Raw genomic sequence first — 13,369 nt, forward strand, 5'->3', positions numbered from 1 at the left:
GTCATGAGCGCTTTGCTCGAACACGTCATGGCGCCTGAAGTCAGGCCGTTCGCGATCGCGGCGGCTATGATCATCATCGTCGGCTCGGTCGAGGTGATCTCGATGCTGGTCGGGGCCTCCTTGAGCGAGATGCTGGGCACCAACATCGATTTTGCTCATCCCAGCGACAACGGCGTGCTCAACGCTATTTCATGGATCAATGTCGGCGGCGTGCCGCTCCTGATCTTCCTCTTGCTGCTGCTCGGCGCCTTCTCCATCACCGGCTTCCTGATCCAGGACCTCGCGCGGATGGTGGCGGGTCCCTTGCCGGCGGCGGTCGCCTCGATCGGGGCAGTCGCCGCATCGGTTCCACTGGTCCGCGTTTCCAGCCGTGCCATCGCGCGGATCATTCCCAAGGACGAAAGCTACGTCGTCGGCCTCGGCGATCTCGTCGGCCGCATCGGCGAGGTCGTCGTCGGCCCGCTCGACCAGGGGCCGCCCGGCCGCGTCAGTGTCGCCGACGTCCACGGCAACCGCCATTTCGTCTCGGCGGTCGCGGCGCCGCAATCGGGACCTTTGCCCCAGGGAACCATGGTTCTCCTGGTCGACCGCGACGGCACGCGCTTCGTCGCGGTGAAGGCCGACGATGAACTCAAGCCGTCGAAGCCCACTCTAAGCAATTAGCAAGTCCCACAGCGGAGAAAGTCATGTTCGACATCGCAGTCCCGGCCGTGATCGGCGTCGCGCTGATCGTCGTCCTGGGGATCGTCTTCACCATCCTCTACAAGCGCGCCACCCGCGACGAGGCCTTCGTGCGCACCGGGCTCGGTGGCAAGAAGGTCGTGCTCGACGGCGGCGCCATGATCCTTCCGATCTTCCACTCCTGTGCCAGCGTCAACCTGAAGACGTTGCGCCTCACCGTCGAGCGCAAGGAGCGGGAATCCCTCATCACCAAGGATCGCCTGCGCGTCGACATCGTCGCCGAGTTCTATGTGCGTGTCCGTCCCGACGAGGAGAGCATCGCGCTCGCGAGCCAGACGCTGGGTGCATTGACCAACGATGCCGAGGCGCTGCGCAACCAGGTCGAGGCGAAATTCGTCGACGGCCTGCGCTCGGTCGCCGCGACCATGAGTATCCTGGAGCTCCAGGAGAAGCGCTCGGACTTCGTCAAGCACGTGCAGTCCACGGTCGAGTCTGACGTGAAGTCGAACGGGCTCGAGCTGGAATCGGTGTCGCTGACCAAGCTCGACCAGACCGACGTCAAATTCTTCAACCCGGAGAATTTCTTCGACGCCGAAGGTCTCACCCAATTGAAAACCGTCACCGAAACCCGGCGGCGCGATCGAAACGCCATCGTTCGCGACAATGAGGTGGCGATCGCGCAAAAGGATCTCGAAGCCCGGCAGCAGACCCTCGGGATCGAGCGGACCAAGAAGGAAGCCGAGCTGTCGCAGGAGCGCGACATCGCCAACAAGACGGCGAGCACCCGCGCCGAGGTCGCGACCGCGACGCAGACAGCGCGTCTGACCGAGGAGAACGCTCGCATCGACACCGATCGCGCGGTTGCCGAGAAGGAGGCGGGTGCCAAGCAGGTCAAGGAAACCGCGGTGATCGAGTCGGAGCTGGCAATCAACAAGCGCAAGACCGACGCCCAGCGCGAGATCCAGATCGCGACGCAGGAGAACGAGATCCAGATCGCGGCGAAGAGCAAGGAGACGTCGGAAGCCGTCGCCGAAGCCAAGACCGCCGAGGCGCTGGCCGTCTCCGCGGAGGAAAAGGTCGTCACCGCGCGCGCCATCGAGGTCGCCGATCGTGCCCGCCTGACCCAGGTGCTGGCCGCACGCACCGAGGCCGAACGGAAATCGACCGAGCTGATCGTCGCCGCCGAGGCCGAGAAGAAGGCCTCGCTCGATCGCGCCGAAGCCGTCAAGACGCTGGCCACCGCCGAAGCTGAATCCAACAAGATCAAGGCGGTCGGCGTCCGCAACATCGGCGAGGCGGAAGCCGCCGTCATCACCATGAAGAACGAGGCGCAGAACAAGCTCGGCAGCAACGTCATCGATTTCGAGATCGCCAAGAAGCGGATCGAGACCATGCCGTCCGCGCTGGCGGAGATGGTGAAGCCGATCGCGAACCTCAAGGATGTCCGCATCCTGCACACCGGCGGCGCGTTCGGCGGCAATGGTGCGAGTGGAGGCAATGTCGGCTTCGGCGAAGGTCTGGCCGGCGAGCTGCTCAAGGTTCACGCGCTGCGTCCGATGATCGACGAGATCCTGCGCCAGAGCGGCTTTGCGCCGGGCGACGATCCGGTCAAGGCGCTGGTCGGTGCCGTGACGGGCAAGAGCAATGGCGCGGCCGTACCGGTGCCGGTACCGGAGAAAACAAACTCTGCCGATCTATGAATGCCGGTTCATTGCTGCTGAGAATTCGAAACGATAAACAGGTTGGGCGCGTCTCGCGTCGCGCAGCCGTCCCGGAGTGCAGATCGATCGTTTCTTGAACATGGCGATCGCGCTCCGGACGTGTCTCCAGGCAACGCATTTCCCTGCCGCGGCGCCCGCGCCGATCCATGCCGGTCGCCGAGGCCTGTTTTGATCGGAGGATTTTCAGATGAAGCATTTTCTGTCCGGATTGATCGCGATCGCCCTTTCGATCGCCGCCACGCCGTCACTTGCGACCGATGCCCGCAACGTCACCGTCGTCAACGAGACCGGCTATGCCATCAAGTTTCTGGGTTTCAACGCGCCGGATGACGGGCTGGACGAATGGGAGAACGAGCTCGACAAGGTGTTGCAGAACCAGGCCAGCACTTATGTCGAGTTCGACGACGACGATGAAGGCTGCGTCTGGAACATCCGGGTCGACTGGAAGAACTATGACGAGTCGGTGCTGTGGAAGAACGTCAATCTCTGCAAGCTCACCGCGCTCCGCTTGCGCTACGACCCCGGCACCAAGACCACCTCGTTCCTGGCGGAATAATCCTTGCCCGGTCCCGGCCGGAGGAGCGGCCGTTCCAGGTCCCTCCGAGCGCGTTGCGGATGATGACGAATTCGTCCTTTGCAAGCGCAAGCGGCTTTGTTATACGCAGCCGCGCGCGAACGAACGGTTCGCCCTTTCCTCGGTAGCTCAGCGGTAGAGCATCCGACTGTTAATCGGATGGTCGCTGGTTCGAATCCAGCCCGGGGAGCCATCAGGCTGTTTCGTAAGCCTCTCCAAACACTCCAAAATCAAACAAGACATTTACGTAGGTCCTTGAAACTTCAGGGCTTTTTGATGTTCTGTTATGTTCTAAGGCTTCCATCGGCGTCCGCCCTCGTCCGGAGCCGTTGGGGGTATGGAAGGGGGGTAGGGGCCTTGCACCCCCCAAATTCACCCCCTCAGATACCCCCAAATTCCAGCCACGGGGGTTTGAATGAAATTCCGGAAGGCGCTCTCTGATCGGCCGTTCTAAGCGCCAAGGCCGAATCGAAGGACATAAAGCTGGCCGATGGCGGCGGCCTATTCCATCTGATCACGACCAAAGGGGCCACGTAGAGGATCGATGTTGGCTCTTGCTGGTCTCGCGGCCGAACTCGACAAGCTCGGTCATCGCAACGACCAAGGTACGATATTCCCCGATCAGCGGTGGCGTCCTGATCGGCGTGAAATACGCCCCAGAATGATGTATTCCGAGGCGATTCTCGCCCGCTGGAACCCACCAGCCGACCTTCCGTGCAAGCTGAGGCTTCCAGCTAAGGCCGCTGCCAAGCGAGGCTGACGTGACTTGCGAGCTTGATCTGGATCAAGCCTCCGCGGTGGGCCGCCCCGCTAGCTGCTCAGCAGCGGTCCGTCGGCCTGGAGGCAACGACCCTTGAAAACGCTTCGCCAGCTTCTGTCCGCGGAGGACATTGTCCAACTCGTGATCCGGCTAGGCTTGCTCGGGCTGCTGATCTTCTGGACATTTGTCGTCCTCCGGCCGTTCGTGCCGATCCTGAGCTGGAGCGCCGTGCTGGCCGTGGCGTTTCATCCCGTCTTCGCCTGGCTCGCCCAACGCCTCGGTGGCCGTCCCCGGACAGCCTCAGCCGTTCTCACCCTGATCACGCTGGGCATCGTCATCGGTCCCGCCGCCTGGCTCGGCCTCAGTGCAGTCGAAGGAATCCGGGATCTTGCGGGCCAGATCGGCAGTGGCGATCTCGCGCTCCAGGCCGCACCGGAGCAGATCAGGAGCTGGCCGTTGATCGGTCCTCAGCTCTACGCGATCTGGAACGAGGCCTACACGAACATCCGTGCGGCGCTGCGCGAAGTGGCGCCGTACTTGAAACCGCTCGCCGGAGTGATGCTGTCGTTTGCCGGTGACACCGGAATTGGCATGCTCCAATTCCTGCTGTCGGTGATCGTCGCGGGCTTTCTGCTCCCGCACGGCGCGCAGCTCGTCGCCGCGCTGCGCGGCTTCCTGTTGCGCGTCGTGCCCGGCCGGAGCGAGCACTTTCTCGAGCTCGCCGGCGCAACCATACGCGCCGTCGCGCAGGGCATTATCGGCGTCGCCATCCTTCAGGCCTTGCTGGCGGGCATCGGCTTCAAGCTCGCAGAGATCCCAAGCGCGGGACTGCTCGCGGTCGTCGTGCTCTTGCTGTCGATTGTCCAAATCGGCGCCGGCCCCGTTCTTTTCCCCGTGCTGGTCTGGATATGGGTGGACAAGGACGTGACCGTCGCCCTGCTCTTGACTGTCTATCTGGTCGTCGTCGGTCTGCTCGACAACGTGCTGAAGCCGCTCCTCATGGGGCGGGGCCTGACGACGCCGACGCTGGTCATCCTGATCGGGGTCATTGGTGGTACGCTCGCGCATGGAATCATCGGACTGTTCATTGGGCCGATCATCCTGTCGGTGGCCTGGGAGCTCGCGACCGCATGGACAGGAATCGACCGCGCTGCGTCAGCGCGGGTCGATCAGGAAACCGTTGTCGCAAAGGAAACGATCGAGGCACGGTTGGCCTAGGCTGAAATGAGGTGTGGTTCACCCCGATGATGCTCCAATTCCTTGTCGGCACGCTCGTCAGCGTGATCAATATCGGAATACACGCGCTCGTGACGGTGGTCGCCGTCACCGTCGCCCGCAGTGCCGTCCCGCGCCATACCAAGCGACCGCGATTGCACCTCATGAGCGTCATGATCACGATCGCCGTCGTGTTGAAGATCGCCCACATGATCGAAATTCTGATGTGGGCGGCGACCTATCATGTCGTCCAGGCCGCCGCCGACGCAGACATGCTCTACTTTGCCTTCGTCAACTACACCACGCTTGGCTACGGCGACATCACGCCGGTGCGCGAATGGCGCCTGCTCGGCCCGCTGACCGCCATGAACGGTGTTCTGCTGTTCGGCTGGTCCGCCGCCATTCTGTTCGAAGTCTTGCTCAAGACGCTCGACCATCTCGGCCTCACCGAAAAACCCGGCGCGGACCTGCCACGCACCTGATGCTGTCGCGTCGGTCAATCTCAACCATTGCGGAAACGTGAACCGGCCTTCGCCGGCTCAGGGCTGCAGATCGAGGCTTGCGAGCTGGTGCCGGTCGAGCAGCACGATCTGGCGTTGGGTGTTGCCGATGAAGCCGAGCACGCCGAGCTCATGCAGCCGCGACAAAGCCCGCGAGACGGTCTCCAGCGTCAGGCCGAGATAGTCGGCGATATCGCGGCGTGACATCGGAAGCGCCATGACGCCTGCAGCCGTCAGGCGCTTGTCCATTTCGAGCAGGAACGCGGCGACACGCTCCAGGGAGGTCTTGCGGCCGAGAAGCAGCATGTGGTCTTCCGCATGCTGGAGGTTATTCGTGGTCATGCTGAGCAGGTTTCTGGCTACCATGGCATCGCTCTCGGCCACGATTTCCAGGCTTTGGCGTTTGATCAGTCGCACCGTGGTATCGACGATGGCTTCCGTCGTGAAGCGGTGCTCGCTGCCGTTCTCGAGCCCGAAGATGTCACCGACGAGGTGAAATGCGCCGATCTGCCTGCGACCGTCCGACAGCAGCTTGTAGCTTCGTACCGCGCCGGACTTGACCTGATAGACATACTCGGCCGGCTCCTTCTCGCCGTAGATCTCGGAGCCTTTCCGGTAGGAAAATTCGCTTAAATTGACCAGTGCATTTGAATGACTTGCCATACCGAGGTCGCGGAGAGTATTGGGTCGCAGCGTGGAATCCGTCGTGATGCGAACGAACATAGGCCAACTCCTCAGCTTTTCCGCCGAATTGGTCTGTCAGACGAAATACGTTGCCGGAAATGCGCCGCGCAATCCCGCTCCCGCCGAAGTTGATTTTCGGCCAGCGAAGTATTGTTATCCATTGTCCCAAGGTTCATTGTACCAAAGGACAGCACGGACGATTGCTGCGCTGGATGAGAAGCCCTCTGCGCAGGGTAGCTGCGACGAATTGCGAAGCAGATATTTCGACTTTCAGACGTGAGGATCGCTTTGAACAATGAGAAGGACGTCGAGCGTCCTCATTGAGTTGGGCGAGAGGTAGAAGTTGCCAGGCCTTGTTCACGTTGTTGACGACGACGCGTCCTTTCGGACCGCGATCGAGCGCCGGCTGAAGCTCGCGGGGTACGAGGTGGCGACATATGCTTCCGCACTGGAGCTGCTGGACTCGCTGTCGGATGACGAGCGGGCCGGGTGTATCCTGCTCGACGTCCGGATCCCTGGCCTGAGCGGCCCGGACCTGCAGGCCCGGCTGGCCGCGTCCGGTTCGATGTTACCCATCATCTTCCTGACTGGTCATGCCGACACGCCAACGACCGTACGTGCAATCAAGGCCGGTGCGGAAGACTTCCTGACCAAACCAGTTTCGTCCGAGCAACTGCTCGATGCCATCGAGCGGGCGCTGGCCAGTCAGCGGACGGCGCGGGCCCAGGCCAGCAGGCTTGATACGCTTCGTCGTCATCTGGCCGCGCTGACCCAGCGCGAGCGACAGGTGTTTGATCTGATCGTGCGCGGCCGGATCAACAAGCAGATCGCGCATGAGCTGGGGACCACCGAGCGCACCGTGAAAGCACACCGCCATCAAGTGATGGAGAAGATGCAGGTTCGCTCGCTGGCGGAGCTCGTTTCGATCGCAGAGCGTCTCGGAATGCTCAATCCCGACGAACGCTGACGGCTTCGGAACGGCGTAAAGTTCCCTCGATGCGCCTGTCCCAAAGGACAATGCCGAGGCGTGTTGACAGTGCGCGACAAGCTGTGTGCAAGATGCACACATAACCGCGTCAGAATGCAGAGCCTTCGCAATCCAATATCCCAACGGCGTCTTCCAGAAAGGCAAATCGCCTTGCCCCTGCGCGAATCCGTCTTTGTCGTAGATGACGATCTGTCCATGCGGACCAGCATGGACCGGCTTCTGCGGGGACACGGCTTCGCAACGACTCTGTTCGACTCTGATAGCGCCTTGCTCGATCATGGCAGGCTCCATACGGCGATCTGCATCATCCTCGACATCAATCTGGGTGTGAGGTCCGGCATCGAGGTGCGGCGAAGTTTGGCCGGGAATGGCATCGCAGCGCCGGTGATCTATGTCACCGGCAATGACAGCCCGGCGAACCGCGCCGCAGCGATTGCTTCAGGCTGCATCGCCTATCTCATCAAACCGTTTGCGGCTCAGTCCTTGATCGAGTCCGTCGAGCGCGCACTCGTCTCGTAGCTCCGCCTCGGCCGTCATTCGTCGACATATTGCTCGAGCGTCCTGGTCGGCGCCCCCTTGTGGGCGGAAGCAAATTGCGCGAGCGGAATCGAGGTCGTCACGGCAAGAAGATTTGAATCGACGAGTTCGAGCAGAAGCGTCTGACCGTTTTCCATTTCATCAATGATTCTCGGCGCCACGACGTCCGCCGCGACGCATAGATTGGTGAGACACCAGGTATAGGGAACGCGAAACGCGGTGCCCTGGTCGACGGCTAATTTCGGGGATTGTTGCAGGTACATCCCGACCGGTACGAAAAGTTGCAGGCGGGCTGTGGGCGCGTCCTCCCGCTCGATCAGATCGATGCGCACGGCGGTCTGCCCGGTCGCGAAGCGCCCAGTGATCGAGGTTCGGCAGAGGGTGGGCGCACCTCCAGCCCTGAAGCACAGTTTTTGCCAGCCGCCATAGCTGATGTCGTTGGCGTCACGCTGGCCGCGTGTTGCGACCTCGGCGGGCTTTTCGGATTGCGCTGCCATGGGTGAGGCGACGCTCGAGATCGTGGCGGCCCCGATTGCTGCAACCATCAGGAGGCCAGAGAGACAATCAAGAACACGGGCCATCGCTGCAACTCCGAAATCCGGACTCAGTTCTGCGCATCGAGAAACCTGGCGACCAACGGCGACCAGAGCGGAACCGCGTCCGGCGAACCGAGGAAGAAATGTCCCTCGTTGCCGAACGGCGGCATCAGGTGATATTCGGCCCGGCCGCCGGCGGCGAGGAAGGCCGTGTGCATGCGCTTTGACAAGTCGGGACCGAAGAACGTGTCGTTCCCGATGTAGATCCACAGCATCGGCACGCGCGATGTGCGGCCGAAATCGGCGGTGGCCTCGACCAGCCGGTCGGGTGCGCAATTGTTGTTCGGCTTGCCGCCGACCCGTCCGCCGCGCCCCCCGGCAAAGACAATGATGGCCTTCACCTGCGGCGGGTTCACGCTCGACAGGGCGATCGCGCCCCAGCCGCCGGCGGACTGCCCGACGACGATCACGTCCTTCGGGATGATCCGCTTTTCGGCGGCCAGGTAGTCAATGATCCAGAGGTCGACCTGGGCGATCGCGAGGCCCGCATCACGGAAATTGGGATTGGTGCACTTTCCGATTTTCGAGAAGAACGGGCCGAACAGCCCGCGTTCGGGGATGTCGATCGCTTGCGCGCCATAGCCGCTGCCTACCGGCGCCACCACAAGATAGCCGCGCTTCGCAAACCATTTGGCGGCGTCGCGAAATTCGACCAGCGGGAAAAGGCTGCGCTCGGTCGCGTCGAGCGAGACGCCGTGATTCATGATAACGAGCGGAAACGGACCGTCGCCGACTGGGCGCACCAGATAGGCGAACATCGGGAGCGGCAGGGGCAGCGCCCAGATTTCCTCCTGGATGCGGACCTCGTCCCCGGCGCGCGTAGACGATGCGGCCATGATGAGGGCGAGGAAGGTGATCGCGAGAGAATGGAGCAAGGCAGGTCCGCGTCGCATCTGGGCCCCCTCAACCTGCGTAGGTTGCGGCCACGACGATCGGGCCGAGCACCGTGAGGACGACATTGCCAACAGCGTAGGGGACGGCAACGCCGAGCACCGGCGTCTGGCTCTCGGCAACGTCGCAGGCGCCGGTGACGGCGGCATCGACCGTCATCGCGCCGGCGAGCGCGCCGCAGGTCACGACGGGGTTCATGCGCAGCAGATAGTAAGCAGCCAGCGTTCCGACCGTCATCGGAACCAGCGTGACCACGATGCCCATGCCGACCAGCAACAGACCGTGCGCCTGGATCGCCGACCAGGCGGCAAGGCCGTTGCCGAGTCCGATCGCCGCGATGAAGCCGCCGAGGCCGATGTCGCTCAGGGTCTGCTGCGCGGCCGGCGGCATTGCACCGATTCCGGGTCTGCGCGTCCGCAGCCAGCCGCAGACGAGCCCGGCGATCAGTGCGCCGCCGCCACCACCCAGCGTCAATGCAACAGTGCCGACTTTGAAGCTGGCAAGGCCGGCCAGAAGACCCACTGCGATGCCGGCGGCAAGATAGGCGATGTCGGTGCGATCGCTGCTATTGAGCGTATGTCCCACTTGCGCCGCTGCACGCGCGATATTGCTGGTGCTGCCGACCAGCGTCATGACGTCGCCGAGATAGACCCGCGTGTCTGGACCGAGAGGCACTTCCCGCCCCATGCGCGTGAGCGCACGCAGGAATACGCCGCGCGCATCGGATCCAAGCCGGTCAACGATCTCGCGAAGTGAGCGGCCGTGCAACTTGCGGTTATCAACGAGCACCTCGATCACATTGCCCGGCAGGTTGCGCAGCAGCTCGCCGGCGTCGATCTCGGCGCCGATTATCGGCTTGGCCGCAACGATCGCGGCGGTCGGTCCGGCAATGACGATGTCGTCGCCGGCCTCCAGCACGGTGTCCTGCTGCGGCTTGATGTCGGCCCCGCCGCGCACGATGCGTTCCACGACCGTGCGGCTGCCGATCTCCGCCTCGATCGCGCCGATGGTGCGACCTCCGCCGGCCGACACGCGATAGGCGCGGGCCTGAAATTTGCGATAGGACAGGTTTTCCGCCTTTGGTGGCGCACCACCGGCGAGCTCGGCCTCGAGCTTTTTCGCCTCTACCTTCAGATCGATCCGCATCAGCCGTGGCGCGACGAATGGCACGAACAGGAGCGTCAGGATGTAGCCGAGCACGTAGGTCACGGCATAGCCCCGCCGCGATGTTGGCTTCCTGCTGCTTCAGCACGTCGCTCGGCAGGCCGAGCTGCTGTAGCGCGCCGGATGCGGTGCCGATCACCGAGGATTGCGTCAGCGCCCCGGCGGTCAGTCCTGCCGCTGTCCCCGTGTCCAATGTGAAGACACGAGCGAAGGTGAGCACCAGGACGAGCCCCGTGGCGCCGATCACCAGCGCGAGCACGACCTGTGCCAAAGTCCGCACGCTCAGCGAGGCGAAGAATTCCGGTCCAGAACGGTAGCCGATCGTGAAAACGAACAGGCTGAACAGAATCGCCCTGAGGATCGGCGGGAACGTGAAGCTCCCGAGCTGTCCGATCAGCACGGCGACGATCAGGATGCAGGCGGTAGTTCCGATCGAGAAGCCGCGAACCCTGATGCGGCCGAGGATGGTGCCGATCGCGATCGCGAGCAGCAGGAAAATTTCCGGTGCGGTGGCGATGATCCACCTGACGGTTTCCATGGCATTCCCCAGGCACTTCGGCGTGATTTGATTGGCGGCGGCGGGATGTTGCTTGATCCAGATCAAGCCTTCGCGGCGACGTGGCGGCGCCTATGACCCGATGGAATGTTCGCGACAGCCCATTTTTCCGACATGAGTACCATGGACCTCGCAGCCGGCGCGATCCGCCGCGATGAGACGGTCGGGATCGTCCTGCTGCTCGCCTTTGCCGGCGGCTATATCGATGCCTATACCTGGATCATCCACGGTGTGATGGCGAACGCCCAGACGGCCAACCTGATCTTCCTCTGGGTCTATGCGATGGCTGGCAACTGGGCGAAGGCCTTGCACTTTGTGCCACCAATCCTGGCTTTCGCGATCGGAATCGTGCTTGCAGCCTGGCTGCGCCGCGTAGCGGGCGAGCGGGCCAGCGCGATCAGCACGTTGATCGAGATCCTGCTCTTGATAGCGATCGGCATCCTGCATAATCGGTTGCCCGATCTGGCCGGCACGCTCGGTATTTCCGCCGTGGCGGCGATGCAGGCCGCGATGTTCGTCAAGGTCGAAGGCACTGTGTGCAGCACGGTGATGATCACCGGCAATATGCGTCAGGCGATCGAGAATGTCTTCGCAGTCGCAGCAGGCGGCGCGCCGTTGGGAGCGCTGCGCCGCTCGGGCATCTTCTTCGCATTGTGCGCCGTGTTCGGCTTCGGTGCCGCCGCCGGTGCCTTTGCGACCAAGAGCATCCCCGATCTCGCGTTGGGCCTGCCCGTGGTGGCGCTGTTGATTGTGCTGCTGCGCTGCGAGGCGTTCCGTTCGGAGGAGGGGCGATGAACCGGCCATCCGCCCCGACCTGGACGCGATTCTTTCCACCGGCCGAATGGCTCGCGGCCTACCGACGCGAATGGCTGCCCTCCGACGCGGTCGCCGGCATCACGCTCGCCGCCTATGCCATTCCAGTCTCGCTCGCCTATGCCGCGCTCGCCGGCCTGCCGCCGCAGATCGGCGTCTATGGTTACATGCTCGGGGGCATCGGCTATGCCTTGTTTGGGGCGTCGCGCCAGCTCGCGATCGGCCCGACCTCGGCGATCTCCCTGATGATCGCCGGGACGGTCGGCGCCCTCGCGGGAGGCGATGCGGTGCGCTATGCGCAGATCGCGAGCCTTACGGCCTTTGCAGTGGCTGTGCTGTGCTTCATTGCCTGGCTGTTCAAGCTTAGCGTGCTGGTGCGCCTCGTCAGTGACAGCATCCTGGTCGGCTTCAAGGCGGGGGCAGGGCTCACCATCATCATGAGCCAGTTGCCGAGCCTGCTCGGCATCGCTGGCGGCGGCCACAATTTCTTCGATCGCGCCATCAAGCTGTCCGGGCAGCTCGGCGGCATCGATCTGCTTGTGCTGGGCATCGGCGCGATCGCGCTGCTGCTGCTTCTGCTTGGCGAACGGCTTCTGCCGGGAAAACCCGTCGGCATCACCGTCGTTGCACTCGCGATCGCATCGGCAACGCTCCTGGGCTTGCCCGCCCTCGGTGTGCCCGTCACCGGGAAGATACCGGAAGGGCTGCCGACGCTGGGACCCCCGACATTCGGGCTGCTGGAATTCGACGACCTGTTCCCGCTCGCGGCAGGCTGTGTGCTGCTGGCCTATATCGAAGGCGTATCAGCGGCGCGCAGCTTTGCCGCCAAGCACGGTTATGCGCTCGACGTTAGACAGGAGTTCCTGGGGCTGGGCGCGGCGAACCTCGCGGCCGCCTTCGGCCATGGCTATCCCGTCGCGGGCGGCCTGTCGCAATCGGCGGTCAACGACAATGCCGGTGCACGGACGCCGCTGGCGCTGATAATCTGCTCGGTGGCGCTCGGGCTGTGCCTGCTGTTCTTCACGGGGCTGCTGACCAACCTGCCCAAGGCGGTGCTCGCGGCGATCGTCATCGCCGCCGTCTACAGGCTGGTCGACGTCCGGGCGCTGCTGCGAATGTGGCAGGTCAGTCGGATCGATTTCTACGCAGCGGCGATTGCGCTGATCTCCGTTCTGTTGCTCGGCATCCTCCAGGGCGTTCTGCTGGCGTCGATCGCCTCGATCTTCCTGTTGTTGGCGCGGGCCTCGCAGCCGAATGTCGCGTTCCTCGGCCGCCTGCCCGGCAGCGGCCGTTATTCGGATAGCGCCAGACATGAGGGCATCGAGCCGCTGGTCGGGATCATCGCTTTCCGGCCCGAAGCCTCGCTGCTCTACATCAATGCCGAGACGATCCTGGAAACCGTCCTGACTGCGCTCCGGAGGTCGCCCGGCGTCCGGCTGGTCGCCTGCGACCTCTCGGCGTCGCCCTATATCGATCTGGCCGGTGCGCGCATGCTGCGTGATCTCTACGACGAGCTTGCGTCACGCAGGGTGACCTTCTGCATCGTCGGCGCTCATGCGCAGCTCCGCGACCTCCTGCGCGCCGAAGGGCTCGCAGACAAGACCGACAGCGGCCAGTGGCTGCGGTCGCTCGACAGCCTGCTCGGCGATGATCAGACGAGCGTCGCGCAACGAAGGAGCTGATGTTTTC

General features: G+C 63.4%; 12 protein-coding genes, 1 tRNA gene and 1 pseudogene. 10 read left to right on the top strand and 4 right to left on the bottom strand.

The features are described from left to right. The first annotated feature begins 3 nt into the window (after positions 1-3). From ACVWYQ_RS04185 to ACVWYQ_RS04210, 6 genes are all read left to right on the top strand, one after another. The gene (locus tag ACVWYQ_RS04185; protein WP_157284307.1) at positions 4-663 is read left to right on the top strand and encodes an OB-fold-containig protein; all 660 of its coding nucleotides are present in this window, start codon (positions 4-6) and stop codon (positions 661-663) included. 23 nt (positions 664-686) lie between these two features. Beyond that, positions 687-2,381 (top strand): flotillin family protein, encoded by a 1,695-nt coding sequence (locus tag ACVWYQ_RS04190; RefSeq protein ID WP_157284309.1) that lies wholly within the window; start codon positions 687-689, stop codon positions 2,379-2,381. A gap of 208 nt (positions 2,382-2,589) precedes the next feature. Then, positions 2,590-2,958: a hypothetical protein gene (locus ACVWYQ_RS04195; protein ID WP_271542159.1), complete on the top strand. Its 369-nt coding sequence runs from the start codon at positions 2,590-2,592 to the stop codon at positions 2,956-2,958. 136 nt (positions 2,959-3,094) lie between these two features. Continuing rightward, positions 3,095-3,169, top strand: a tRNA-Asn gene (locus tag ACVWYQ_RS04200). Between the two features lie 723 nt (positions 3,170-3,892). Further along, a complete protein-coding gene (locus tag ACVWYQ_RS04205; RefSeq protein ID WP_404541182.1) occupies positions 3,893-4,954 on the top strand; it encodes an AI-2E family transporter in 1,062 nt (353 codons plus the stop codon). 26 nt (positions 4,955-4,980) lie between these two features. After that, entirely contained in the window at positions 4,981-5,433 is a 453-nt protein-coding gene (locus ACVWYQ_RS04210) for a potassium channel family protein (RefSeq protein ID WP_456725458.1), read from the top strand. 57 nt (positions 5,434-5,490) lie between these two features. On the opposite strand, the gene ACVWYQ_RS04215 is transcribed toward ACVWYQ_RS04210, so the two are convergent. Beyond that, on the bottom strand, positions 5,491-6,174 hold the full coding sequence (locus ACVWYQ_RS04215) for a helix-turn-helix domain-containing protein (protein WP_036039435.1): 684 nt from the start codon (positions 6,172-6,174) through the stop codon (positions 5,491-5,493). Between the two features lie 304 nt (positions 6,175-6,478). Here ACVWYQ_RS04215 and ACVWYQ_RS04220 point away from each other — a divergent pair, with 304 nt between their 5' ends. Together ACVWYQ_RS04220 and ACVWYQ_RS04225 are read left to right on the top strand one after the other, a co-directional pair. Beyond that, the gene (locus tag ACVWYQ_RS04220; protein ID WP_271542163.1) at positions 6,479-7,102 is read left to right on the top strand and encodes a response regulator transcription factor; all 624 of its coding nucleotides are present in this window, start codon (positions 6,479-6,481) and stop codon (positions 7,100-7,102) included. Between the two features lie 60 nt (positions 7,103-7,162). Further along, positions 7,163-7,642 (top strand): response regulator, encoded by a 480-nt coding sequence (locus tag ACVWYQ_RS04225; protein WP_456725459.1) that lies wholly within the window; start codon positions 7,163-7,165, stop codon positions 7,640-7,642. A 14-nt stretch (positions 7,643-7,656) separates the two neighbouring features. On the opposite strand, the gene ACVWYQ_RS04230 is transcribed toward ACVWYQ_RS04225, so the two are convergent. The 3 genes and pseudogenes from ACVWYQ_RS04230 to ACVWYQ_RS04240 form a co-directional block, all read right to left on the bottom strand. Beyond that, entirely contained in the window at positions 7,657-8,241 is a 585-nt protein-coding gene (locus tag ACVWYQ_RS04230) for an invasion associated locus B family protein (protein WP_456725460.1), read from the bottom strand. Positions 8,242-8,264: 23 nt separating this feature from the next. After that, complete coding sequence (locus ACVWYQ_RS04235) at positions 8,265-9,092, bottom strand: alpha/beta hydrolase family protein (protein ID WP_456727123.1); 828 nt, start codon at positions 9,090-9,092, stop codon at positions 8,265-8,267. 67 nt (positions 9,093-9,159) lie between these two features. Next, positions 9,160-10,849 (bottom strand): annotated as a pseudogene (locus ACVWYQ_RS04240) (aspartate:alanine exchanger family transporter). A gap of 132 nt (positions 10,850-10,981) precedes the next feature. On the opposite strand from ACVWYQ_RS04240, the gene ACVWYQ_RS04245 reads away from it, so the two are divergent. Both ACVWYQ_RS04245 and ACVWYQ_RS04250 read left to right on the top strand, forming a co-directional pair. Further along, positions 10,982-11,662 (top strand): YoaK family protein, encoded by a 681-nt coding sequence (locus ACVWYQ_RS04245; RefSeq protein ID WP_157284503.1) that lies wholly within the window; start codon positions 10,982-10,984, stop codon positions 11,660-11,662. Further along, complete coding sequence (locus ACVWYQ_RS04250) at positions 11,659-13,362, top strand: SulP family inorganic anion transporter (protein ID WP_456725461.1); 1,704 nt, start codon at positions 11,659-11,661, stop codon at positions 13,360-13,362. Before ACVWYQ_RS04245 ends, ACVWYQ_RS04250 begins: the two co-directional genes overlap by 4 nt. Positions 13,363-13,369: the final 7 nt, after the last annotated feature.

This window comes from Bradyrhizobium sp. USDA 3397, assembly GCF_054060965.1.

Excerpts from the sequence above, each read along its gene's own strand:
- ACVWYQ_RS04230 (WP_456725460.1), bottom strand. The coding sequence starts at position 8,241 with ATGGCCCGTGTTCTTGATTGTCTCTCTGGCCTCCTGATGGTTGCAGCA.
- ACVWYQ_RS04195 (WP_271542159.1), top strand. The coding sequence starts at position 2,590 with ATGAAGCATTTTCTGTCCGGATTGATCGCGATCGCCCTTTCGATCGCC.
- ACVWYQ_RS04245 (WP_157284503.1), top strand. The coding sequence starts at position 10,982 with ATGAGTACCATGGACCTCGCAGCCGGCGCGATCCGCCGCGATGAGACG.
- ACVWYQ_RS04190 (WP_157284309.1), top strand. The coding sequence starts at position 687 with ATGTTCGACATCGCAGTCCCGGCCGTGATCGGCGTCGCGCTGATCGTC.
- ACVWYQ_RS04185 (WP_157284307.1), top strand. The coding sequence starts at position 4 with ATGAGCGCTTTGCTCGAACACGTCATGGCGCCTGAAGTCAGGCCGTTC.
- ACVWYQ_RS04210 (WP_456725458.1), top strand. The coding sequence starts at position 4,981 with ATGATGCTCCAATTCCTTGTCGGCACGCTCGTCAGCGTGATCAATATC.
- ACVWYQ_RS04250 (WP_456725461.1), top strand. The coding sequence starts at position 11,659 with ATGAACCGGCCATCCGCCCCGACCTGGACGCGATTCTTTCCACCGGCC.
- ACVWYQ_RS04235 (WP_456727123.1), bottom strand. The coding sequence starts at position 9,092 with ATGGCCGCATCGTCTACGCGCGCCGGGGACGAGGTCCGCATCCAGGAG.
- ACVWYQ_RS04215 (WP_036039435.1), bottom strand. The coding sequence starts at position 6,174 with ATGTTCGTTCGCATCACGACGGATTCCACGCTGCGACCCAATACTCTC.